At 71.4% G+C, this 21,462-nt stretch carries 19 protein-coding genes, 1 tRNA gene and 1 pseudogene; 10 read left to right on the top strand and 11 right to left on the bottom strand.

The window, feature by feature from the left end:
* From AOQ53_RS26620 to iolC, 6 genes are read right to left on the bottom strand one after another with little or no spacing between them, the layout of a single operon-like run.
* Positions 1–792 carry a GntR family transcriptional regulator gene (locus tag AOQ53_RS26620; RefSeq protein ID WP_059421041.1) on the bottom strand — a complete coding sequence of 264 codons (792 nt, stop codon included), beginning with the start codon at positions 790–792 and terminating at the stop codon, positions 1–3.
* 43 nt (positions 793–835) lie between these two features.
* Positions 836–2,332 (bottom strand): CoA-acylating methylmalonate-semialdehyde dehydrogenase, encoded by a 1,497-nt coding sequence (locus AOQ53_RS26615; RefSeq protein WP_059421133.1) that lies wholly within the window; start codon positions 2,330–2,332, stop codon positions 836–838.
* 53 nt (positions 2,333–2,385) lie between these two features.
* Positions 2,386–4,260: a 3D-(3,5/4)-trihydroxycyclohexane-1,2-dione acylhydrolase (decyclizing) gene (iolD, locus tag AOQ53_RS26610; RefSeq protein WP_059421039.1), complete on the bottom strand. Its 1,875-nt coding sequence runs from the start codon at positions 4,258–4,260 to the stop codon at positions 2,386–2,388.
* Complete coding sequence (iolB, locus tag AOQ53_RS26605) at positions 4,257–5,150, bottom strand: 5-deoxy-glucuronate isomerase (protein ID WP_059421037.1); 894 nt, start codon at positions 5,148–5,150, stop codon at positions 4,257–4,259. Before iolB ends, iolD begins: the two co-directional genes overlap by 4 nt.
* A gap of 45 nt (positions 5,151–5,195) precedes the next feature.
* Complete coding sequence (locus tag AOQ53_RS26600; protein WP_059421035.1) at positions 5,196–6,074, bottom strand: Cgl0159 family (beta/alpha)8-fold protein; 879 nt, start codon at positions 6,072–6,074, stop codon at positions 5,196–5,198.
* Positions 6,075–6,086: 12 nt separating this feature from the next.
* Positions 6,087–7,064: a 5-dehydro-2-deoxygluconokinase gene (gene iolC / locus AOQ53_RS26595; RefSeq protein ID WP_059421033.1), complete on the bottom strand. Its 978-nt coding sequence runs from the start codon at positions 7,062–7,064 to the stop codon at positions 6,087–6,089.
* A 322-nt stretch (positions 7,065–7,386) separates the two neighbouring features.
* Here iolC and AOQ53_RS26590 point away from each other — a divergent pair, with 322 nt between their 5' ends.
* Genes AOQ53_RS26590 through AOQ53_RS26570 form a run of 5 tightly spaced genes read left to right on the top strand, consistent with a single transcriptional unit; the run spans position 7,387 to position 12,341 of the window.
* Entirely contained in the window at positions 7,387–8,406 is a 1,020-nt protein-coding gene (locus AOQ53_RS26590; RefSeq protein WP_059421031.1) for a sugar ABC transporter substrate-binding protein, read from the top strand.
* Complete coding sequence (locus AOQ53_RS26585; protein WP_059421029.1) at positions 8,406–9,482, top strand: ABC transporter permease; 1,077 nt, start codon at positions 8,406–8,408, stop codon at positions 9,480–9,482. The genes AOQ53_RS26590 and AOQ53_RS26585 overlap by 1 nt, the downstream gene beginning before the upstream one ends.
* Positions 9,483–9,487: 5 nt before the next feature.
* Positions 9,488–10,399, top strand: coding sequence for an ATP-binding cassette domain-containing protein (locus AOQ53_RS26580; protein ID WP_059421027.1), 912 nt, complete (start codon positions 9,488–9,490; stop codon positions 10,397–10,399).
* 1 nt (position 10,400) lies between these two features.
* Positions 10,401–11,303, top strand: a complete 903-nt coding sequence (locus AOQ53_RS26575; RefSeq protein ID WP_059421024.1) for a sugar phosphate isomerase/epimerase family protein — start codon at positions 10,401–10,403, stop codon at positions 11,301–11,303.
* Positions 11,304–11,321: 18 nt separating this feature from the next.
* Positions 11,322–12,341 carry a Gfo/Idh/MocA family protein gene (locus tag AOQ53_RS26570; protein ID WP_059421022.1) on the top strand — a complete coding sequence of 340 codons (1,020 nt, stop codon included), beginning with the start codon at positions 11,322–11,324 and terminating at the stop codon, positions 12,339–12,341.
* Between the two features lie 48 nt (positions 12,342–12,389).
* Here AOQ53_RS26570 and AOQ53_RS26565 read toward each other — a convergent pair whose 3' ends face one another.
* From AOQ53_RS26565 to AOQ53_RS26550, 4 genes are all read right to left on the bottom strand, one after another.
* Positions 12,390–13,406, bottom strand: a complete 1,017-nt coding sequence (locus AOQ53_RS26565) for a Gfo/Idh/MocA family protein (protein ID WP_059421018.1) — start codon at positions 13,404–13,406, stop codon at positions 12,390–12,392.
* Entirely contained in the window at positions 13,403–14,407 is a 1,005-nt protein-coding gene (locus tag AOQ53_RS26560) for a Gfo/Idh/MocA family protein (protein ID WP_059421017.1), read from the bottom strand. The genes AOQ53_RS26565 and AOQ53_RS26560 overlap by 4 nt, the downstream gene beginning before the upstream one ends.
* 115 nt (positions 14,408–14,522) lie before the next feature.
* Complete coding sequence (locus AOQ53_RS26555; RefSeq protein WP_059421015.1) at positions 14,523–15,299, bottom strand: SDR family oxidoreductase; 777 nt, start codon at positions 15,297–15,299, stop codon at positions 14,523–14,525.
* 8 nt (positions 15,300–15,307) lie between these two features.
* Complete coding sequence (locus AOQ53_RS26550) at positions 15,308–16,465, bottom strand: phytanoyl-CoA dioxygenase family protein (protein ID WP_059421014.1); 1,158 nt, start codon at positions 16,463–16,465, stop codon at positions 15,308–15,310.
* Positions 16,466–16,573: 108 nt separating this feature from the next.
* Between AOQ53_RS26550 and AOQ53_RS26545 the strand changes: the two genes are divergently transcribed.
* Positions 16,574–17,608, top strand: coding sequence for a LacI family DNA-binding transcriptional regulator (locus tag AOQ53_RS26545; protein ID WP_059421013.1), 1,035 nt, complete (start codon positions 16,574–16,576; stop codon positions 17,606–17,608).
* 75 nt (positions 17,609–17,683) lie between these two features.
* Positions 17,684–18,295, top strand: coding sequence for a TMEM175 family protein (locus tag AOQ53_RS26540; protein WP_078945517.1), 612 nt, complete (start codon positions 17,684–17,686; stop codon positions 18,293–18,295).
* 3 nt (positions 18,296–18,298) lie between these two features.
* Here the strand turns inward: AOQ53_RS26540 and AOQ53_RS26535 are convergent, their stop codons facing one another.
* The gene (locus AOQ53_RS26535) at positions 18,299–19,462 is read right to left on the bottom strand and encodes a Gfo/Idh/MocA family protein (protein ID WP_059421011.1); all 1,164 of its coding nucleotides are present in this window, start codon (positions 19,460–19,462) and stop codon (positions 18,299–18,301) included.
* A gap of 111 nt (positions 19,463–19,573) precedes the next feature.
* Here AOQ53_RS26535 and AOQ53_RS26530 point away from each other — a divergent pair, with 111 nt between their 5' ends.
* The 3 genes and pseudogenes from AOQ53_RS26530 to AOQ53_RS26525 all read left to right on the top strand — a co-directional run bounded on the left by AOQ53_RS26530 (position 19,574) and on the right by AOQ53_RS26525 (position 21,390).
* The gene (locus tag AOQ53_RS26530) at positions 19,574–20,572 is read left to right on the top strand and encodes a LacI family DNA-binding transcriptional regulator (protein ID WP_059421009.1); all 999 of its coding nucleotides are present in this window, start codon (positions 19,574–19,576) and stop codon (positions 20,570–20,572) included.
* A pseudogene (locus AOQ53_RS46580) lies at positions 20,573–20,750 on the top strand (GntR family transcriptional regulator); the annotation flags it as partial.
* A 566-nt stretch (positions 20,751–21,316) separates the two neighbouring features.
* Positions 21,317–21,390: transfer RNA gene (locus AOQ53_RS26525), tRNA-Pro, on the top strand.
* Positions 21,391–21,462: the final 72 nt, after the last annotated feature.

The following is a 21,462-nucleotide window of genomic DNA, read 5'->3' as shown; positions in this document are numbered from 1 at the left end:
TCAGGGCCTCACCAGCAACTGGAAGTCGAACGTGTACCGCGACGCCCGGTAGATGTGCGTTCCGTACTCGACCGCGCGCCCGGTGTCGTCGTACGCCGTGCGCTGCATGGTGAGCAGCGCGGCGCCCTCTTCCTCGTCCAGGCGGGCGGCCTCCTCCGCGGTGGCCGCGCGGGCGCTGACGCGCTGCCGGGCGCTGTGCAGGGTGATGCCCGCCGAGCGCATCATCCGGTACAGGCCCGTCGCCTCCAGGCGTGTGTCGTCGAGGTCCACGAGAGACGCCGGCAGGTAATTGCACAGCAGGGCCACCGGCTGGCCGTGCGTGCGGCGCAGCCGGTCCAGGACGGTGACCTCGCTGCCCTCCGCGACGCCGAGCGCCGCGGCCACGTCGCAGGAGGCAGGGACGACCTCGTTGCGCACGACCTGCGTGGTGGGCCCCTGCCCGGCCGCCTCCAGGTCGTCGTAGAGGCTGCTCAGCTCCAGCGGGCGCTTGACCTGGCTGTGCACCACCTGCGTACCGACCCCGCGCCGCCGGACCAGCAGTCCCTTGTCGACGAGGGACTGGATGGCCTGGCGGACGGTGGGGCGGGACAGGCCGAGGCGCACCGAGAGGTCGACCTCGTTGCCCAGGAGGTTTCCCGGGGCGAGGATCCCGTGCTCGATCGCCGACTCCAGTTGCTGTGCGAGCTGGTAGTACAGCGGCACGGGACTGCCCCGGTCCAGGGCGAAGTCCAGCGAGCTGAGCGCAGGGGCGGCCGCGGGTCGGTTGCGGGCCCGGTCACCGGTCCTCGCCATGGATTACCCCCTTCGGTGTGCCATGGATTACCCCCCTTCGGCGTCAGGAGTTGCTCGGGAAGCCGAGGTTGATGCCGCCCGCGTCGGCCGGGTCAGGCCAGCGCGTGGTGATGACCTTGCCCTGGGTGTAGAAGGCGATGCCGTCGTTGCCGTAGACGTGCAGGTCGCCGAAGAGCGAGTCCTTCCAGCCGCCGAAGGAGTGGTAGCCGACCGGGACCGGGATCGGCACGTTGACGCCGACCATGCCTGCCTTGACCTCCAGCTGGAAGCGGCGGGCGGCGCCGCCGTCCCGGGTGAAGATCGCGGTGCCGTTGCCCCAGCGGGAGTCGTTGATCAGCTTGATGGCCTCTTCGTACGTCTCCGCGCGGACCACGCACAGCACCGGACCGAAGATCTCCTCCCGGTACGCGTCCGCCGTCAGCGGCACCCGGTCCAGGAGGGAGACGCCGAGGAAGAAGCCGTCCTCGTGGCCGTCGACCGAGAAGCCGGTGCCGTCGACGACGACCTCGGCGCCCTGCTCGGCGGCCGACGACACGTAGGACGCCACCTTGTCGCGGTGCTCTCGGGTGATCAGCGGGCCCATCTCGGACGCCGGGTCGTTGCCGGGGCCGATCCGCAGGTTCTTCGCCCGCTCGGCGATCTTGCCGACCAGCTCGTCACCGGTGTCGCCGACCGCGACCACGACCGACACGGCCATGCAGCGCTCGCCCGCCGAGCCGTACGCCGCGTTGATCGCCTGGTCGGCGGCGAGGTCCAGGTCGGCGTCGGGCAGGACCAGCATGTGGTTCTTGGCGCCGCCCAGGGCCTGCACCCGCTTGCCGTGCTCGACCGCCTTGAGCTGGATGTACTTGGCGATCGGGGTCGAGCCGACGAAGGAGACCGCCTCGATGTCCGGGTGCTCCAGGATGCGGTCCACGGCCGTCTTGTCGCCCTGCACGATGTTCAGGACGCCGTCCGGCAGGCCCGCTTCGGAGGCCAGCTCGGCCAGGCGGAAGGAGGCCGACGGGTCCTTCTCCGACGGCTTCAGCACGAACGTGTTGCCGCACGCGATCGCCAGCGGGAACATCCACATCGGCACCATGGCCGGGAAGTTGAACGGCGTGATGCCCGCGACCACGCCGAGCGGCTGGCGGATCGAGGCGACGTCGACCCGGGTGGAGACCTGCGTGGACAGCTCGCCCTTGAGCTGGACGCTGATCCCGCACGCGAGCTCCACGATCTCCATGCCGCGCGCGACCTCGCCGAGCGCGTCGGAGTGCACCTTGCCGTGCTCGGCGGTGATCAGCCCGGCGATCTCGTCGCGGTGGGCGTCCAGCAGTTCGCGGTACTTGAACAGGACCGCCGTGCGCTTGGCGAGCGAGGACTCCCCCCAGGACTCGAAGGCGGCCTTGGCGGAGGCGACGGCGGCGTCCACCTCGTCGACGGTCGCGAAGGCGACCTGCTTCTCCTGGGCGCCGGTGGCCGGGTTGTAGACGGGGCCGAAGCGGCCGGAGGTGCCCTCGACGGGCTTGCCGTCGATCCAGTGGGTGATGGTCTTCATGGTGCGCAAGGGCCTTTCGTGGAGCCTGAGTCAAGTAAGGAGGGCGCGGGTGTTCAGAGGTGGCGGCGGCGCCCGGCGACCTGCCGGTCGTAGCGCTCGCGGGCCTCGACGGCGGCCTCACGGGAGGCGGTCTCGGCCACCGGCACGTCCCACCAGGCCTCGGCCGGGGGAGCGGTCGGGGCCGGGTCGGTCTCGACGTACACGCAGGTCGGCCGGTCGGAGGCGCGGGCCGTGGCCAGCGCCTCACGCAGCTCGCGCACGGTCTTGGCGCGCAGGACGTCCATGCCGAGGCTGGCCGCGTTGGCGGCCAGGTCGACGGGCAGCGGGGCGCCGGTGAAGGTGCCGTCGGCGGCCCGGAAGCGGTAGGCGGTGCCGAAGCGCTCGCCGCCGGTCTCCTCCGACAGGCCGCCGATGGAGGCGTAGCCGTGGTTCTGGATGAGGACGATGTTGAGCGGCAGGCCCTCCTGGACTGCCGTGACGATCTCCGTCGGCATCATCAGGTAGGTGCCGTCGCCGACCAGCGCCCACACCGGCGTACCGGGAGCGGCCTGCTGGACGCCGATGCCGGCCGGGATCTCGTAGCCCATGCAGGAGTAGCCGTACTCCAGGTGGTACTGGCGCGGGCTGCGGGAGCGCCACAGCTTGTGCAGGTCGCCGGGGAGCGAGCCGGCCGCGTTGATCACCACGTCGTCGTCGCCGACGGCCGCGTCCAGCGCGCCGAGCACCTGCGTCTGGGTCGGGACCGCGCTCTCGTCGTCGGCGCGGTACGACGCCTCGACGACCTCGTCCCAGCGCTCCTTGCCTGCGCGGTACCCGGCCTCGTACGCCTCGCTCACCCGGTGGCCGGAGAGCGCCTCCAGCAGCCTTTCGAGGCCCGACTTCGCGTCGCACACCAGCGTGCGTGCGGCCAGCTTGTGCGCGTCGAAGCCGGTGATGTTGAGGTTGAGGAACCGCACGCCCGGGTTCTGGAAGAGCGTGCCGGAGGCCGTGGTGAAGTCGGTGTAGCGGGTGCCCACGCCGATGACGAGGTCGGCGGTGCGGGCGAGGTCGTCGCTGACGGCCGTGCCGGTGTGGCCGATGCCGCCGAGGTCGGCGGGGTGGTCGTGGCGGAGTGACCCCTTGCCCGCCTGGGTGGAGGCGACCGGGATGCCGGTGGCGTCCGCGAACGCCTTCAGCGCCGCCTCGGCCTCGCTGTGGTGGACGCCGCCGCCCGCGACGATCAGGGGGCGCTCGGCCGACCGGATCGCCTCCACGGCCGCCGTCAGCTCCACCGGGTCCGGCGCGGGACGCCGTACGTACCAGACGCGCTCGGCGAAGAACTCCTCCGGCCAGTCGTACGCCTCCGCCTGCACGTCCTGCGGCAGCGCCAGGGTGACGGCGCCGGTCTCGGCCGGGTCGGCCAGCACGCGCATGGCCTGGAGCGCCGAGGGGATCAGCGCCTCGGGGCGGGTGATCCGGTCGAAGTACCTGGACACCGGGCGCAGGGTGTCGTTGACCGACACGTCGGCCTCGACCGGGTGCTCCAGCTGCTGGAGCAGCGGGTCGGCCGAGTGCGTGGCGAAGTAGTCGCCGGGCAGGAGCAGCACCGGCAGCCGGTTGATCGTCGCCAGGGCCGCACCGGTGACCAGGTTGGTGGCGCCCGGGCCGATCGAGGTCGTCACCGCCTGCGCGGACAGGCGGTTGAGCTGCCGGGCGTAGCCGACCGCCGCGTGCACCATCGACTGCTCGTTGCGGCCCTGGTGGAACGGCATGACGTCCTCGCCCGCCTCCAGGAGCGCCTGGCCCACGCCCGCCACGTTGCCGTGGCCGAAGATGCCCCAGGTCCCGGCGATCAGCCGGCGCCGCACGCCGTCCCGCTCGGTGTACTGGGCGGACAGGAACCGCACCAGGGCCTGGGCGGTCGTCAGTCGGCGGGTGCGGGCGCTCATGCGGAGGTCTCCGGGGCGGTGTAGAGGGGGAGCCGGGGATCGACCGGCTGGTCCGGCCAGGTGTCGCGGACCCAGGCGTGGTCGGGGTGGTCGCAGATCAGCCAGGCGCGCTCGTCCTCCGGGCCCGCCATGACGTTGAGGTAGTACATGTGGTGGCCGGGCGTGGCCATCGACGGCCCGTGCCAGCCGTCCGGGATCAGGACGACGTCGCCGTCGCGGACCTCCGCCAGCACGTCGGTGTCCCGGCCCGGTCCGGACGGGGAGACGCGCTGGTAGCCGAGGCCGGGGGTGCCGTCGTGGCCGGCGAACTCGAAGTAGTAGATCTCCTCCAGCACGGACTCCTCGCCCGGCCGGTGCTCGTCGTGCTTGTGCGGTGGGAACGACGACCAGTTGCCGCCCGGGGTGATCACCTCGACCGCGATGAGCTTGTCGCACTCGAACACGCCCGCCGCGCCGAAGTTGTTGACCTGCCGCGAGCAGTTCCCGGTTCCTCGCAGCTCCACGGGCACCTCGGAGGCCGGGCCGTAGCGGGCGGGCAGCCGGCGGGTGCAGCGCGCGCCGGTCAGCGCGAAACGGCCGCCGGCGGCGGACGTCACGGTCGCCCGGGCGTCGCGCGGCACGTACGCGAAGTCGCTGACGCCGCTGAAGACGTCCCGGCGGCCCTGGAGCTCGAAGGTGTCCTGGCCGAAGTCGTCCGTCGCGGCGACCGTGCAGCCGCCGCTGAGCGGGACGACGATCCACTCGCTGTCGCCGGTGTCGAAGGAGTGCGTGCCGCCCGGCGGCAGCTCCAGGACCCGCAGGCTGGAGTGGCCCCAGCCGGCCTTCTCGGGCGTGACGTCGACGATGTAGGGGCCGCCGAGGGCCTTACCCGCGGGAAGGTGATACGTCATCGTGTGCCTTTCGGATCACAGCAGAGCGACTCACAGCAGACCGATTCACAGCAGACCGACGGCCGTGTCCACTGCCTGTTCCACGCTGCCCTCGGCCGGGTAGAGCAGCGAGCGTCCGACGACCATGCCCTGCACGGTGGGCAGGCGCAGGGCCTTGCGCCAGCGTTCGTACGCGCCCTCCTGGTCGCCGCCGACCTCGCCGCCGAGCAGCACGACGGGGAGCGTGGAGGTCTCCAGCACCTGGGCCATGTCGTCCGGGTCGTCGGTGACTGGCAGCTTCAGCCAGGTGTAGGCGGAGGTGCCGCCCAGTCCCGAGGAGATCGCGATGGACCGGGTGACCGCCTCGGCGGACAGGTCGTTGCGCACCTTGCCGTCGGCCCGCCAGGAGATGAACGGCTCGACGAACAGGGGGAGTTGCCGGGCCGCCATGGCGTCGATGGCCCGCGCGGTGGACTCCAGGGTGGTGAGCGAGCCCGGGTCGTCGTAGTCGATGCGGACCAGGAGCTTGCCCGCGTCGAAGCGGAGCCGGGCGATGTCCTCGGCGCGGTGGCCGGTGAAACGGTCGTCCATCTCGAACGTGGCGCCGGCGAGGCCGCCGCGGTTCATCGAGCCCATGACGACCTTGTTCTCCAGCACCCCGAGCAGGAGCAGGTCCTCCAGGATGTCGGCGGTGGCGAGCACCCCGTCGACCCCGGGCCGCGACAGCGCGACGCAGAGCCGTTCCAGCAGGTCGGCGCGGTTGGCCATGGCCAGGCGCCGGTCGCCGACCCCGAGGGCGCCGCGTGCCGGGTGGTCGGCGGCCACGATCATCAGCCGGCCGCTGTCACCCATCAGCGGTCGGCGCACCCGGCGGGCGGCCGCCTCGGCGACGGCCTCGGGATTCCGGGCCCGGACCGTGGTGAGGTCGGGGATGCCGATGTTCAATTCAGGCTCCGTTCAGTGGCTCGTGCTAGGCGACGACACCTCGGCGAGGAGGTCCTCGACCTCGGACTCGGCGGGCATCGCGGAGGAGCAGGCGAGGCGTGAGGCGACGAGGGCACCGGCGGCGTTGGCGTGGCGCATGGTCTTCTCCAGGTCCCAGCCGGCGAGCAGGCCGTGGCAGAGGGAACCGCCGAAGGCGTCGCCCGCGCCCAGGCCGTTGACCACCTCGACCGGCACCGGCGGCACCTCGGCCCTGGTGCCGTCGCGGTGCACGGCCAGGACGCCCTTGGGGCCCTGCTTGACGACGGCCAGTTCCACGCCCGCCTCCAGCAGCGCGTCGGCGCAGGCCTGCGGCTCGCGCACGCCGGTGGCGATCTCGCACTCGTCGAGGTTGCCGACCGCGACGGTGGCGTGGCGCAGCGCCTCGCGGTAGTACGGGCGGGCCTCCTCGGGGTCGGACCAGAACATCGGCCGCCAGTCGAGGTCGAAGACGGTGATGCCCGCCTTGTCGCGGGCCTTGAGGGCGGCGAGCGTGGCGGAGCGGCTCGGCTCCTCGCTCAGTCCGGTCCCGGTGATCCAGAAGATCCGGGCCCCGCGGATCGCGAAGAAGTCCAGCTCGTCGGTGTGGATCTCCAGGTCGGGGGCCTTGGGCCGGCGGTAGAAGTACAGCGGGAAGTCGTCCGGCGGGAAGATCTCGCAGAAGGTGATCGGCGTCGGATAGGCGTCGACCGGGGTGACCCAGCGGTCGTCGACGCCGAAGGACCTCAGCTCCTCGTGCAGGTAGGTGCCGAAGGGGTCGTTGCCGGTCCGGGTGATGACCGCCGTACGGCGTCCGAGGCGCGCCGCGGCGACCGCCACATTGGCCGCCGAACCTCCCAGGAATTTCCCGAATGTCTCCACCTGGGGCAGCGGGACGCCGGTCTGGAGGGGATAGAGGTCGACCCCGATGCGGCCCATCGTGATCAAGTCGAAATACTGGGCTGGCTCGGCCATGCGCGACCTCCTCGGGAAGCTGGGGATGCGGGTCCGGGGCCGCCCTGACACCGTGGGGCGTGGGGGGCTTGGGACCTGCCGCCTTACAGGTGTAGGTGCCGGAGGACGGCCCTGTCAATAGTTTGTACTTACATTCGGACCTGCTTGTGAAATGATGTCTTAACAAAGTATTGACAGCGGACGCGGCAGGGACTTGTATCCCGTGGCATCGCAACAGTCTGTTTGCGGCATCATGATCCGGACTCCGTAAGGCTCCGGGACCACGGATCCCTCGTGATCCCCTTCCTTTCCCCCGCAGTAGCACAGTGAGGTGCCAGGAAAGATGGACCGCTCTTCTCACCCCCGCTCCCGTAGGTTCGCGCCGGTTGTAGCCGTTGCCGCGGCGGCGGCCCTGACCCTCGCCGGCTGCTCCAGCAGTTCCGGGGGCAAGAAGTCCGAGGAAGGCGCCGCGAACGCCTCCGCCGGCAAGGCGACCACGCCGCGCATGACCGTCGCCCTGGTCACCCACCAGGCGCCCGGTGACACCTTCTGGGACACCGTGCGCAAGGGCGCCGAGGCCGCCGCCGCCAAGGACAACATCAAGCTCGTCTACTCCGCCGACCCGAACGCGGGCAACCAGGCCAACCTGGTCCAGAACGCGATCGACCAGAAGGTCGACGGCATCGCCGTCACCCTCGCCAAGCCCGACGCGCTCAAGGGCGTCATAGGCAAGGCCGAGAAGGCCGGCATACCCGTCGTCGGCCTCAACTCCGGCCTGAGCGACTGGAAGAACCTCAACCTGCTGGAGTTCTTCGGCCAGGACGAGTCCGTCGCGGGCGAGGCCTTCGGCAAGAAGCTGAACGAGGTCGGCGCCAAGAAGGTCCTGTGCGTCATGCAGGAGCAGGGCAACGTCGGCCTGACGCAGCGCTGCGACGGCGTGGCGAAGACCTTCGAGGGCAAGGTCGACCCGCAGAACGTCAACGGCACCGACATGCCCTCCGTGAAGTCGACGATCACGGCCAAGCTGAAGCAGGATCCGTCCATCGACTACGTCGTCACCCTCGGCGCCCCCTTCGCGCTGACCGCGGTGCAGTCGGTCGGCGACGCCGGCAGCAAGGCGAAGGTCGCCACCTTCGACCTCAACAAGGACCTCATCAAGGCCATCAAGGACGACTCCATCCAGTTCGCCGTCGACCAGCAGCCCTACCTCCAGGGCTACCTGGCCGTCGACGGCCTGTGGCTCTACAAGAACAACGGCAACTACAGCGGCGGCGGCGAGCAGCCCGTGCTGACCGGCCCGGCCTTCGTCGACAAGTCCAACGTCGACAAGATCGGGGAGTTCGCCGCGAAGGGCACCCGGTGATGAGCATGACCCAGCAGGCCACGCCGGCGGTGGAGACACCGCCGGCCCCCGGCCCCAAGCAGTCCGACGGCCGGACACGGCAGCGCCCGCCGGCGCTGCGGCTGCTGGCCAGGCCCGAGGTCGGCGTCTTCCTCGGCGCCGTCGCCGTGCTCGTGTTCTTCCTGTTCGCCGCGCCGCCGGTGCGCGACGGCAGCTCGATGGCCAACATCCTGTACCAGTCGTCGACCATCGGGATCATGGCGCTGCCCGTGGCCCTGCTGATGATCGGCGGCGAGTTCGACCTGTCCGCGGGTGTCGCCGTGATCACCTCGGCGCTGACCGCGTCGATGCTCAGCTACCAGCTGACCATGAACGTCTGGGTCGGCGTGATCGTCGCCCTCCTGGTGTCGCTCGCCATCGGGGCGTTCAACGGCTGGCTGCTGGTCAAGACGGGACTGCCCAGCTTCCTGGTCACCCTCGGCACCTTCCTGATCCTCCAGGGCGTGAACCTCGCCGTGACCAAGCTGGTCACCGGCAACGTCGCCACCGACGACATCAGCGACATGGACGGCTTCTCCCAGGCGCAGAAGCTCTTCGCCTCGACGTTCACCGTCGGCGGTGTCAACGTCAAGATCACCGTCGTGTGGTGGCTGGTCTTCGCGGCCCTGGCCACCTGGGTGCTGCTGCGCACCAAGTACGGCAACTGGATCTTCGCGGTCGGCGGCAACAAGCACTCCGCCCGGGCCGTCGGTGTCCCGGTGACCTTCACCAAGATCTCCCTGTTCATGCTGGTCGGCTTCGGCGCCTGGTTCGTCGGAATGCACCAGCTGTTCTCCTTCAACACCGTGCAGTCCGGCGAGGGCGTGGGCCAGGAGCTCATCTACATCGCCGCGGCCGTCATCGGCGGCTGTCTGCTGACCGGCGGCTACGGCTCCGCGATCGGCCCGGTCTTCGGCGCCTTCATGTTCGGCATGGTGCAGCAGGGCATCGTCTACGCCGGCTGGAACCCCGACTGGTTCAAGGCCTTCCTCGGCGTGATGCTCCTCGGCGCCGTCCTCATCAATCTGTGGGTCCAGCGCACGGCGACCCGGAGGTGACCGCAATGACCAGCAACGAAACCGGCACCCACGGTGCCGTCCTGATGGACACCCCGCCCGAAGGGGACCGCCCCCTCGTCGAGCTGCGCGGCGCCGGCAAGTCCTACGGCAACATCCGCGCCCTGCACGGCGTCGACCTGAAGGTCTTCCCCAACCAGGTCACCTGCGTCCTCGGCGACAACGGCGCCGGCAAGTCCACCCTCATCAAGATCATCTCGGGTCTGCACCAGCACACCGAGGGCGAGTTCCTCGTCGACGGCGAACCGGTGCGCTTCTCCACCCCGCGCGAGGCCCTCGACAAGGGCATCGCCACGGTCTACCAGGACCTCGCCGTCGTCCCGCTGATGCCGGTGTGGCGCAACTTCTTCCTCGGCTCCGAGATGACCAAGGGCCCCTGGCCCCTGCGCCGTCTCGACATCGAGAAGATGAAGAAGACCGCGGACGAGGAACTGCGCAACATGGGCATCGTCCTCGACGACATGGAACAGCCCATCGGCACGCTCTCCGGCGGCCAGCGCCAGTGCGTCGCGATCGCCCGCGCCGTCTACTTCGGCGCCCGCGTCCTCATCCTGGACGAGCCGACCGCCGCCCTCGGCGTCAAGCAGTCCGGTGTGGTGCTGAAGTACATCGCCGCCGCCCGCGAGAAGGGCCTCGGCGTCATCTTCATCACCCACAACCCGCACCACGCCTACATGGTCGGCGACCACTTCAGCGTGCTGCGCCTGGGCACCATGGAACTGTCCGCCTCCCGCAGCGAGGTCAGCCTCGAGGAGCTGACCAACCACATGGCCGGCGGCACCGAACTGGCCTCCCTCAAGCACGAGCTGGCCCAGGTGCGCGGCGTCGACGTCGAGGAGCTCCCCGAAGAGGGAGACCTCACCGCCCCCGTAGCCACGTCTTCGGAAGGAAAGTCCTGACATGGCCCTCGCGCTCGACCGCATCCGGATCGGCTCCGCCCCCGACTCCTGGGGCGTCTGGTTCCCCGACGACCCCCAGCAGGTGCCCTGGGAACGCTTCCTCGACGAGGTCGCCGAGGCCGGCTACTCGTGGATAGAACTCGGCCCGTACGGCTACCTGCCGACCGACCCGGCCCGGCTCACCGACGAGGTGACCAAGCGGAACCTGAAGGTCTCCGCCGGCACGATCTTCTGCGGCCTGCACCGCGGCCCCTCCGAGTGGGACTCCACCTGGGAGCAGGTCAGCCGGGTCGCCGCCCTCACCCAGGCCATGGACGCGAAGCACCTGGTGGTCATCCCGTCCTTCTGGCGGGACGACAAGACCGCCGAGATCCTGGAGCCGCCGGAGCTCACCACCGAGCAGTGGCGCAACCTCACCACGGGCATGGAGCGCCTCGGCCGTGAGGTGAAGGACACGTACGGCCTGGACATCGTCGTCCACCCGCACGCCGACACCCACATCGACACCGAGGAGCACGTCGAGCAGTTCCTCGACTCCACCGACTCCGACGCGGTCAATCTCTGCCTGGACACGGGGCATTACGCCTACTGCGGCGGCGACAGCGTCAAGCTGATCGAGACGTACGGCGAGCGCATCGGCTATCTGCACCTCAAGCAGGTCGACCCGGACATCCTCGCCGACGTGGTCAGGAACGAGGTCCCGTTCGGCCCCGCCGTGGCGCGGGGAGTCATGTGCGAACCGCCCGCCGGTGTGCCCGAGCTGGGTCCGGTGCTCACGGCCGCACAGAAGCTGGGCGTGGACCTGTTCGCCATCGTCGAGCAGGACATGTACCCGTGCGAGCCGGACAAGCCGCTGCCGATCGCGGTGCGCACCCGCAAGTTCCTGAGGTCCTGCGGCGCCTGACGATCCGAAAGGACGGCCATGACTGAGCGCGCCACCCTGGGAGTCGCGGTCATCGGTACCGGAAGAATGGGCGCCGACCATGTGCGCCGCCTCCACGAAGTCACCAGCGGAGCACGGGTGGTGGCCGTCGCGGACGTCGACGCGGAGCGCGCGAAGGCCGTCGCCGCCCGCGTCGACGGCTGCAGCGCCCACACCGACCCGGCCGCCGCGCTGGCGGCCGCCGACGTCGACGCCGTCCTGATCGCCTCCCCGGGCCCGGCCCACGAGGCCACGCTGCTCGCGGCCTTCGAGCGCGACCTGCCCGTCCTGTGCGAGAAGCCGCTCACCCCCGACGCGGCCTCCGCCCTGCGCGTCCTCGAAGCCGAACTGCGCCTCGGCCACCGCCGTGTCCAGGTCGGCTTCATGCGCCGCTACGACCCCGAGTACGCGAAGCTCAGGGCCCTGCTGACGACGGGTCAGCTGGGCCGTCCGCTGATGCTGCACAACCGGCACCGCAACGTGGCCAGCCCGCCCTTCTTCACCAGCTCCATGCTCATCAGCGACTCCGTCGCCCACGAGGCGGACGTGACCCGCTGGCTGCTGGGGCACGAGATCACGGCGGTCACGGTGCTGCGCCCGGCCCCGTCCGCCAACGCCCCCGACGGACTGCGCGATCCGCAGTTCGTCGTCTTCGAGACCGACGGCGGCGCCCTGTCCGACGTGGAGATCTTCGTCAACTGCGGCTTCGGCTACCAGGTGCAGGCCGAGGTGGTCTGCGAACGCGGCACCGCCCGCATCGGCGACGGCCACGCCCTGGTCACCAACATGGCCGGCCGCTGGGGCGGAACCATCGCCCAGGACTGGACCGAACGCTTCGAGACGGCCTACGACCGTCAGATCCAGACCTGGGTCGACGCCACCCGCCGCGGCGAGGTCACCGGCCCCAGCGCCTGGGACGGCTACGCCGCCGCCGCGGTGTGCGAGGCGGGGGTGCGGGCGCTGGAGGACGGCGGCCGGGTCGAGGTCGAACTGGCCGAGAAGCCCGCGCTGTACGGGTGAACGGGCCGAACGGGCCGGGGGCGCGCCCCCGGCCCGTCCGGCGTGTTCTCAGACCCTGGTACGCGGCCGGGGCTCGAACCCGGCCGCGCGGTAGCAGTCGTCGATGAGCGCCATCGTCGTCACCGCGTCGTCCGCGTCCAGCGGCACCGCCGCACCGTCTCGCACCCGGGCGGCGAACGCCTCCAGCTGGTACGTGTACGACGAGCGCGTCCCGAGGTGCTCCGTGCGCTCGCCCTCCGGGGTGCGCACCACGATCCGGTCGTCCATCTGGGGCAGCACGAAGTTCGGGGCCGTCGCCTCGCCTCGGGACCCGGTGATCCGGATGCTCATGTCCCGCCCGCCGTACGCCATGTGGCAGCGGGCCGAGCCCGTCGCGCCGCCCGGGAACTCCAGGTCGGCGTCCAGCCACTCGTCGACCCCGGGCGCGCCCGCGCGCTCCCCGCCCCGGGCCCCGGCCAGGCGGGGCGCGCCGCCCGCCCAGGGGGCGAGCATGCGCAGCGCGTGCAGGCTGTAGCAGCCCAGGTCCATCAGGGCGCCGCCGGCCAGCGGCAGCGACCAGCGCGGGTCGGTGTCCGGCGGGGCGGCGATGGCGACCATCGCCTCGACGTGCCGCAGTTCGCCGAGTTCACCGGAGTCCAGCAGCTCGTGCAGGCGGCGGGTGACCGGGTGGAAGAGGTAGTGGAAGGCCTCCATGAAGACCGTCCCGGACTTCCCGGCGGCCTCCCGTACCTCCGCCGCCTCCCGCGCGTTGCTCGCCGACGGCTTCTCCGACAGCACGTGCTTGCCCGCCGCGAGGGCGGCCAGGTTCCACGGGCCGTGCAGGCCGTTGGCGAGTGGGTTGTAGACGACGTCGATCTCCGGATCGGCCACCAGCTCGGCGTACGAATCCGCCACCCGCTCCACGCCGTGCTCGGCGGCGAACGCCTCGGCTCGGGCGCGGTCGCGGGCGGCCACCGCGACGAGACGGTGGCCTGTCGCCCGGGCCGGGTCGATCAGGGAGCGTCCGGTGATCCGCGCGGCTCCCAGTACGCCTATGCGCAGGGGTTCCCGGTCCTTCTCGCTCATGCCTGCCGTACCTCCTCGATCGTCACGGGACGGTGCTCGTGCAGCGACAGTGTGCACGCCTCGGCGATCCAGCCCGCCTCCAGGGCGTCCTCGATCGTGCAGGGAGAGGGGCGGGTGCCGGCGACGACCTCGGTGAACGCGGTCAGTTCGGCGCGGTAGGCCTCGGTGAAGCGGTCCATGAAGAAGTCGTGCGGCGTGCCCGCCGGGAAGGTCACGCCCGGCTCGACCGAGCGCAGCGGCAGCTTGTCCTCCAGGCCGACGGCGATGGAGTCGGTGAAGCCGTGGATCTCCATGCGCACGTCGTAACCTCGGGCGTTGTGGCGGGAGTTGGAGACCACCGCGATGGTGCCGTCGTCCAGGGTGAGGATCGCGCCGGTGGTGTCGGCGTCACCGGCCTCCTTGATGAAGTCGGCACCGCGGTTGCCGCCCACGGCGTACACCTCGGTCACCTCACGGCCGGTCACCCAGCGGATGATGTCGAAGTCGTGCACCGAGCAGTCGCGGAAGATGCCGCCCGAGGCTGCGATGTACGCGGCGGGCGGCGGCGCCGGGTCGAGCGTGGTCGAGCGGACCGTGTGCAGCTTGCCCAGCTCGCCGCCCTGCACGGCGGCGCGGGCGTTGACGAAACCGGTGTCGAAGCGGCGGTTGTAGCCGATCTGGATCGGCACGCCCTTGCCCTGGACGGCCTTCAGCACCTCGACGCCCTCGCTCATGGTCCTGGCGACGGGCTTCTCGCAGAAGACGGGGATGCCGGCCTCGACCCCGGCCAGGATCAGCGCGGGATGGGCGTCCGTCGCGGCCGCGACGACGATGCCGTCCACGCCGGCGGCCAGCAGGGCCTCCGGCGAGTCCACGACCTCGGCGCCGAACCGCTCGGCGGCGGCCTTGGCGGCGTCCGCGAACGGGTCGGTGACGACGAGGGACTCGACGGCGTCGAGCCCGGACAGGGTCTCGGCGTGAAAGGCGCCGATGCGGCCGAGACCGAGGATTCCGATACGCATGGGTGTTGCTCCTAGCTGTAAACGGGGAGTGGTTCTATGCCCTTGGGGGCGCGGGGAACTGCGCGACCAGCCACAACGGCGCCGCACACGACAGACGACAATGTGCGGCGAATCCTTAGTCGAGTCCGCCCAACACGTTCTGATCCCAATCGATAACCGACCCGGTGACCACCCCGGACCGCTCCGACAGCAGGAACACAACAAAGTCGGCGATCTCATCCGGCTGGCCCAGCTTGCCCATCGGCAGCTTCGCGGCGGCCTCCTCACGCCAGTCGTCCCCGGCGCCGTGGAAGGCGCGCTGTGTCGCGTCCTCACCCTCCGTCGCCGTCCAGCCGATGTTCACCCCGTTGATCCGCACCCGGTCCCACCGGTGCGCGTGCGCGGCGTTGCGGGTCAGGCCGATCAGCCCGGCCTTCGCGGCGACGTACGGCGCCAGGAACGGCTGCCCGCCGTGCGCCGACGAGGTGATGATGTTGACGATCGTGCCGGGTGCCTGACGCGCGACCATGTCCGCGACCGCAGCCTGCATGGCGAAGAACGGCCCCTTGAGGTTGATCGCTATGTGCTGGTCGAACAGCTCGGGCGTGGTGTCCAGCAGCGTCCCCCGGGAGGTCAGCCCGGCGGAGTTCACGAGGCAGTCGACACGGCCGTACGTCTCCACGACCCGGGCCACGGAGGCCTTCGCCTGCCCGGCGTCCGACAGGTCGGCCCGGACGAACACGGCCTTGCCGCCCGCGGCGGTCAGCTCCTCCACCAGGGCCTCGCCGGGTTCGGGGCGCCGCCCGGTGACGGCCACGACCGCTCCCTCGCGGACCGCGGCCCGCGCGATGGCGGCGCCGACACCCTGACTGCCGCCGTTGACCAGGACGACCTTGTCGTCGAGAAGTCCCACGAGGTTCCTCAGCTCTCTCGCCGTTCGGTACCGGCCCGCAGCTCCGCGCGGAGCGCCTCCGGCGTCCATTCCTCGTACAGGGCCCGCCGTACGAGATCCGCCTGCGAGGGCGGGGCCAGGCCGTCGACCGGCGGGTCGCTGTCGAGGTTGGTGGGGAAGGGGTAGCCCTCGGCGCTCGCCGCGATGACATTGGCCAGCCACGCGTCGCTCGCGCCCTCGGCCTTCCGCTTCAGCAGCACGGGGTACACCGCGTTGGTCACGGCCTCCCGGTCCACGGTCTCCATCGCGCGCCCGAACGCGGACGACACCTGCAACAGGTTGGCCATGCGCCGGATGTCCGCCGAGCGGTTGGTGCCGGCGGCGTGGAAGAGGGCCGGGTTGAAGAAGACCGCGTCGCCCTTCGCGAGCGGCAGCTGCACCTGGTGCGCGTCGAAGTACGCCCGGAACTCCGGGAGCCGCCAGGCGAGATAGCCCGGCCCGTACTTCTGCGAGTGCGGCAGATACATCGTCGGCCCCGACTCCACCGGCATGTCGCAGTGCGCGACCGCGCCCTGGAGGGTCAGCACCGGGGAGAGGCGGTGCACGTGCCCGGGGTAGGCGGCGGCGACCTCGTTGGAGAGGAAGCCCAGATGGTAGTCGCGGTGCGCGGTCTGGGCGGCGCCGCCCGGGTTGACCACGTTGAGCTGCGAGGTGACCTGGTAGCCGGGGCCCAGCCAGGCCGTCGCCACCAGGGCGAGGACGTCGTTGGCGTAGTAGTCGGCGAACGCCTCCGCGTCGTACAGGGCCGCCTTCTCCAGCGCGTTCCACACCCGGTCGTTGGCGCCCGGCTTCGCGAAGTGGTCACCGGCCGTCGCGCCCGAGGCGCGCTGCTCGGCGATCAGGGCGTCGAACACGGCGGTGGCCCGGTCCACGACCGCCGGGTCGGGAAAGGCACCCCGGAAGACGACGATGCCGGGCCCCTCGGCGAGCGCGCGCACCAGCTCGGCCTGGACCACCCGGTCGCCTTCGAGCAGGCCGGTGTCGTAGACCGGCACGTTCCGCTCCACGGCCGAGGCGTGCGGATAGTCGGCGGGGTCCGTCGCCCGTTCGACCAGCGCGCGGAACGCGTCGAGATCGCAGTCCTGCTCGGACAGCCAGACGCGGGGGTGTACGGAAGTGAAGGACATCGTCGTCCCTTCGGGGTCACGGAGCGACGGAGCCCTGTCATTCTTGTCAGTACAAACCCCTCGAACAACCAGCAGGCAGCCATCAAAAACCCCTCAAGGAGCCGGCGCATGGGCCACCCGTTCCCTATCCGGGAGATCGCACGTCAGGCGGGCCTGAGCGAGGCGACCGTCGACCGGGTCCTCAACGGCCGGGGCGGGGTCCGGGAGAGCACCGCGCGGGAGGTGCACCGGGCGATAGCCGACCTGGACCGGCAGCGCACCCAGGTCCGGCTCGTGGGCCGGACGTTCATGGTCGACATCGTGATGCAGGCGCCCGAGCGCTTCACCAGCGCGATCCGCGCCGCCCTGGAGGCCGAGCTGCCGTCCCTGCACCCGGCGGTGCTGCGCTCCCGCTTCCACTTCCGCGAGACCGGCCCGGTCGGGGAACTGGTGCGGACCCTGGACCGGATCGCCCGGCGCGGCTCCCAGGGCGTGATCCTCAAGGCCCCGGACGTCCCCGAGGTCACCGCCGCCGTCGGCCGCCTCGAAGCCGCCGGCATCCCGGTCGTGACCCTGGTGACCGACCTGCCCGCCAGCGCCCGCCTCGCCTACGTCGGCATCGACGACCGGGCGGCGGGCGCGACGGCCGCGTATCTGATGGGCCAGTGGCTGGGGGAGCGCCCGGGCAACATCCTCACCAGCCTCAGCAGTGGTTTCTTCCGCAACGAGGAGGAGCGCGAGATGGGCTTCCGCAGCGCCATGCGGGCCCGGCACCCCGAGCGCACGCTGGTCGAGATCGCCGAGGGGCAGGGGCTGGACGCCACCCAGTACGACCTCGTCCGGGCCGCACTGGAACGCGATCCGGACATCCGCGCGGTGTACTCGATCGGCGGCGGCAACATCGCCACGCTGAAGGCCTTCGACGACCTCGGCCGCGAGTGCGCCGTGTTCGTCGCGCACGACCTCGACCACGACAACACCCGGCTGCTGCGCGCGCACCGCCTGTCCGCCGTGCTCCACCACGACCTGCGCCAGGACGTGCGCGAGGCCTGCCACACGGTCATGCGGGCCCACGGCGCGCTGCCGCCGGCCGGGCCGTCGCTGCCGTCGGCGATCCAGGTGGTGACGCCGTACAACCTGCCGCCGCAGGCGACGGCCGTGTGAGCCGGGTCGGTGCCGGGGCCGGGGCCCCGGCGTGTATCCGGAACGGCGTGCGCCACGGCCCCTAACGTCGTCCTCATGTGGACTTCGCGCCCGGACGGCGGGCCGGACCGGTTGCTGACCCTCGCCGACGGCGTGTTCGCCATCGCCATCACGCTGCTGGTCCTGGACCTCTACGTCCCGCGGGAACTGGACGCGGACGGGTATCACGAAGCGCTGCGCCGGCTGCTCCCGGACCTCGGGGCCTACGCACTCAGCGTCGCGGTGCTCGGCAGCTTCTGGCGCGACCACCGCAGGATCTTCCGCGACGTACGGGAGGTCGACGGACACGTGATCATCCTGTCCCTCACCGGCTTGGGTGTCGCGGCCCTGGTGCCTTTCCCGACCAGGCTGCTCGCGGAGTACGGCGACGTGCCCGTGTCGGTCGCCGTCTACGCGGCGGCGGTCGCAGCGCTCGGCGCCTGCCATCTGGCACTGGCCGCCGTCCTGGCGAAGCGCCCGTGGCTCCGCGACGGCACCCCCTCCGATACCGGCAGCACGCCCTACCTCCTCGAGAGCGCCACGCTGGTGGTGGTGTTCGCCGTGACCGTCCCGCTGGCCCTGGTGGCCGGCGCCCCGGCCATGTGGCTGTGGCTCGTCCTCCTCCCGGTGAGGTTCGTCACCGGCCGCCGCCTCCAGAAGGCGGGCTGAACGTCAGGCCCCCGCGGTCACGTCCGCCCAGGCACCGCTCGACGCCGACCGCGCCATCGCGTCCAGCGCGGCCGCACTGTGCACGGCGTCCGCGAGTGTCGCCCCGTGCGGAGTGCCCTCGGCGACCGACCGGAGGAAGCGGTACGCCTCGATGACCTTCAGGTCGTCGTACCCCATGGCGTTCGCCGCGCCGGGCTGGAACGCGGCGAACTCGCCGTGGCCCGGGCCGACGTACACCGTGGTCACGGCCTGGTCCTGGTAGGTCGTGCCGCGGCTGATCCCCAGCTCGTTCATGCGGCGGAAGTCCCAGAACACCGCGCCCTTGGTGCCGTGCACCTCGAAGCCGTAGTTGTTCTGCTCGCCGACCGAGACCCGGCAGGCCTCCAGCACACCGCGCGCCCCGGAGGCGAAACGCAGCAGGCAGCTGACGTAGTCCTCGTTCTCGACCGGGCCGAGTTCGCCGCCGGAGGCGCGGCTGTGGCCCGCCGTAGCCCCGGTGGGACGGGCCCGCTCCGGCAGGAAGATCGCCGTGTCGGCCGTCAGGGACGTGATGTCGCCCAGCAGGTGACGGGCCAGGTCCGTGCCGTGCGAGGCCAGGTCGCCCAGCACGCCGCTGCCGCCCCGCTCCCGCTCGTACCGCCACGTCAGCGCGCCCTCGGGATGGGCCGCGTAGTCGCTGAACAGCCGGATGCGGACATGCGTGACCGTGCCGATCTCCCCCGAGGCGATCAGCTCGCGGGCGGCCTCGACGGCGGGCGCGTTGCGGTAGTTGAAGCCGACGGCGCTCTGCACACCCGCCTGGGCCACCGCGTCCGCCACCGCACGGGCGTCCTCGGCGGTCAGACCCACCGGCTTCTCGATCCAGATGTGCTTGCCCGCCTCGGCCATGGCGACGCCGATCTCGCGGTGCAGGAAGTTCGGCGCGGTGATGCTGACCGCCTGCACCCGGGGGTCGGCGGCCACCTCGCGCCAGTCCCGCGTGGTCGACGCGAACCCGAACTGCGCGGCGGCCTCCTCCGCCCGGCCCGGCACCTCCTCGGCGACCGTGATCAGCTCCGGAACGAGGGGCAGCTGCGGATAGTGGTGCCGCACGCGCGCGTACGCCTGGGTGTGCACCCGCCCCATCCAGCCGAAACCGACGACGGCGACGCCGAGCGTGTCCACCATGAGAGCCCCTCTTTGGACCGTTCCAGAACCTGTCCAGCCCACCCTGGGCGCGGTTTCCCGTCGCTGTCAACCCTTTGACAAGGCGCCGACCCGCATGGAACGGTCCATCCCATGAGACCGCCGACGATCCGCGACGTTGCCGAACGGGCTGGCGTCTCCAAGTCACTGGTCTCCCTGGTGCTGCGCGGTTCCGACCAGGTACGCCCGGAGAAGCGCGAGGCCGTGCTCCACGCCGCCCAGGAGCTCGGCTACCGGCCCAACGCCGCCGCGCGCAGCCTCAGTGAGCAGCGCACCCGCACGGTCGGTGTCCTGCTGAACGACCTGCGCAACCCGTGGTTCGTCGAGCTCCTCGACGGCCTGAACTCCCTCCTGCACGCCAATGGCCTGCAGATGCTGCTCGCGGACGCCCGCCTCAACCGCCGCACCGGCCAGGACCCGGCCGATCCGCTCCTGGACCTCCGCGTCGACGGCCTGGTCGTGGTCGGCACCCTGCCCGGCCCGGCGGCCCTCGGCGCGGTCGCCGAGCGGATGCCGGTGGTCCTGGCCGGCGCCCGTGAGCCCGTGCCACCCGGGGTGGACCAGGTCGCCGGCGACGACGAGCAGGGCGCCCGGCTGGTCACCGAGCACCTCATCGGCCTCGGCCACCGCCGCATCGCGCACCTCGCGGGCTACGGAGCCGTCGGCGAACTGCGCCGCCGCAGCTTCGAGGCGACGATGCGGGCCCACGGCCTTGCGGACCGGGCCGTCGTCGAGACCGGCGACATGACCGAGGAGGGCGGCTACCGCGCCACCGTCCGCCTCCTGAGCCGGCCCGACCGCCCCACGGCCGTCTTTGCCGTCAACGACATCACCTGCGTCGGCGCCCTCTCGGCGGCGGAGGAGCTCGGCCTGCGCGTCCCGCACGACGTGTCCGTCGTCGGCTACGACAACACGAGCATCTCCCGCCTGCGCCACCTGTGGCTCACCACCGTCGACAACGCCGGTCACGAGGTCGGCCGCCGCGCCGCCCGTTTCCTCCTCGACCGGTTCGAGCGGCCCGGGGGAGAGGGGCGGCTCCATCTGGCGGCGCCGACGCTGGAGGTCCGGGGGACGACGGGCCGGCCGTCGTAGCGGATCCGCAAGCGCGGTTCGCGGGTGCGGGTGGTGACCGTGGAGGAAGCGGTCGCCATCACCGAGTACCGCATGGTGCTGGAAGGGCTGTGCGGCGAAGGCGGCCGTGGCGGCGAGCTACGAGCGGCTGGCCGAACTGACCGTCCTCGGCAGGCCGATGACCAAGGCCGTGGCCGACGCGCGAGGCGGGCGGGCGGCGCCACCGCCCTGGCCGCCTCCCGCGCATCTCGGCGATCTGGTTCGCCCTGACCGCGGCCGGCGTCTTCCTCAACAGCGCCCAGCCATGACTGCGCGACCGTCTCCATCGGCCTTGCCGCCGTACGCAGTTCGCGCCGGGCGGGCGCTCATCGGCGCCCGCTGAGCGGTGGAGCGGACCGAGGTGTCCGTCTCGGCCTCTACGCCCTGGTCGGGTGCAAAGGGGGAGCGACGGGTGGATGAGGTGCGCGACCGGCGCGTCCGGCGAGCCGAAGCGACGGGAGGCGCCGTCACGGGCTCCTCGCCCTCGCGTCCTGCGCCGGGCACGCGACCAACTCGGAACTGCCCTGGTGGGCCGCCCTCGCCGTCGCCGTGTCGACGGCTGGCCTCGTCGGCTGGACCGGGGCACATCTCGGCCGCCGACGCGTACGCGATCCTCCCTCCGCACGCCACCGGCTCACACACCGCTCGACTCCCACGAGGGTCCGGTGTGCGGATGCGGTAGGGTTGACCTGCGTGATCACGCGGGTTCGACCGCGCGAGCCGCATCGGGACGTGGCGCAGCTTGGTAGCGCACTTGACTGGGGGTCAAGGGGTCGCAGGTTCAAATCCTGTCGTCCCGACTCGTAAGAGTCACAGGTCAGAGGTCGTATCGGAGGAATCCGACACGGCCTCTTGATCGTTGGTCGTGCCGA

It is taken from the genome of Streptomyces azureus (genome assembly GCF_001270025.1).
GTDB lineage: Bacteria > Actinomycetota > Actinomycetes > Streptomycetales > Streptomycetaceae > Streptomyces > Streptomyces azureus.
Note: the sequence above shows the minus strand (reverse complement) of the source record. Positions and strands in the feature narration are given on the sequence as shown.

Coding starts and splice junctions, on each gene's coding strand:
- AOQ53_RS26620 (WP_059421041.1), bottom strand. CDS start 792: ATGGCGAGGACCGGTGACCGGGCCCGCAACCGACCCGCGGCCGCCCCT.
- AOQ53_RS26615 (WP_059421133.1), bottom strand. CDS start 2,332: ATGAAGACCATCACCCACTGGATCGACGGCAAGCCCGTCGAGGGCACC.
- iolD (WP_059421039.1), bottom strand. CDS start 4,260: ATGAGCGCCCGCACCCGCCGACTGACGACCGCCCAGGCCCTGGTGCGG.
- iolB (WP_059421037.1), bottom strand. CDS start 5,150: ATGACGTATCACCTTCCCGCGGGTAAGGCCCTCGGCGGCCCCTACATC.
- iolC (WP_059421033.1), bottom strand. CDS start 7,064: ATGGCCGAGCCAGCCCAGTATTTCGACTTGATCACGATGGGCCGCATC.
- AOQ53_RS26590 (WP_059421031.1), top strand. CDS start 7,387: ATGGACCGCTCTTCTCACCCCCGCTCCCGTAGGTTCGCGCCGGTTGTA.
- AOQ53_RS26585 (WP_059421029.1), top strand. CDS start 8,406: ATGAGCATGACCCAGCAGGCCACGCCGGCGGTGGAGACACCGCCGGCC.
- AOQ53_RS26580 (WP_059421027.1), top strand. CDS start 9,488: ATGACCAGCAACGAAACCGGCACCCACGGTGCCGTCCTGATGGACACC.
- AOQ53_RS26575 (WP_059421024.1), top strand. CDS start 10,401: ATGGCCCTCGCGCTCGACCGCATCCGGATCGGCTCCGCCCCCGACTCC.
- AOQ53_RS26570 (WP_059421022.1), top strand. CDS start 11,322: ATGACTGAGCGCGCCACCCTGGGAGTCGCGGTCATCGGTACCGGAAGA.
- AOQ53_RS26565 (WP_059421018.1), bottom strand. CDS start 13,406: ATGAGCGAGAAGGACCGGGAACCCCTGCGCATAGGCGTACTGGGAGCC.
- AOQ53_RS26560 (WP_059421017.1), bottom strand. CDS start 14,407: ATGCGTATCGGAATCCTCGGTCTCGGCCGCATCGGCGCCTTTCACGCC.
- AOQ53_RS26550 (WP_059421014.1), bottom strand. CDS start 16,465: ATGTCCTTCACTTCCGTACACCCCCGCGTCTGGCTGTCCGAGCAGGAC.
- AOQ53_RS26545 (WP_059421013.1), top strand. CDS start 16,574: ATGGGCCACCCGTTCCCTATCCGGGAGATCGCACGTCAGGCGGGCCTG.
- AOQ53_RS26540 (WP_078945517.1), top strand. CDS start 17,684: ATGTGGACTTCGCGCCCGGACGGCGGGCCGGACCGGTTGCTGACCCTC.
- AOQ53_RS26535 (WP_059421011.1), bottom strand. CDS start 19,462: ATGGTGGACACGCTCGGCGTCGCCGTCGTCGGTTTCGGCTGGATGGGG.
- AOQ53_RS26530 (WP_059421009.1), top strand. CDS start 19,574: ATGAGACCGCCGACGATCCGCGACGTTGCCGAACGGGCTGGCGTCTCC.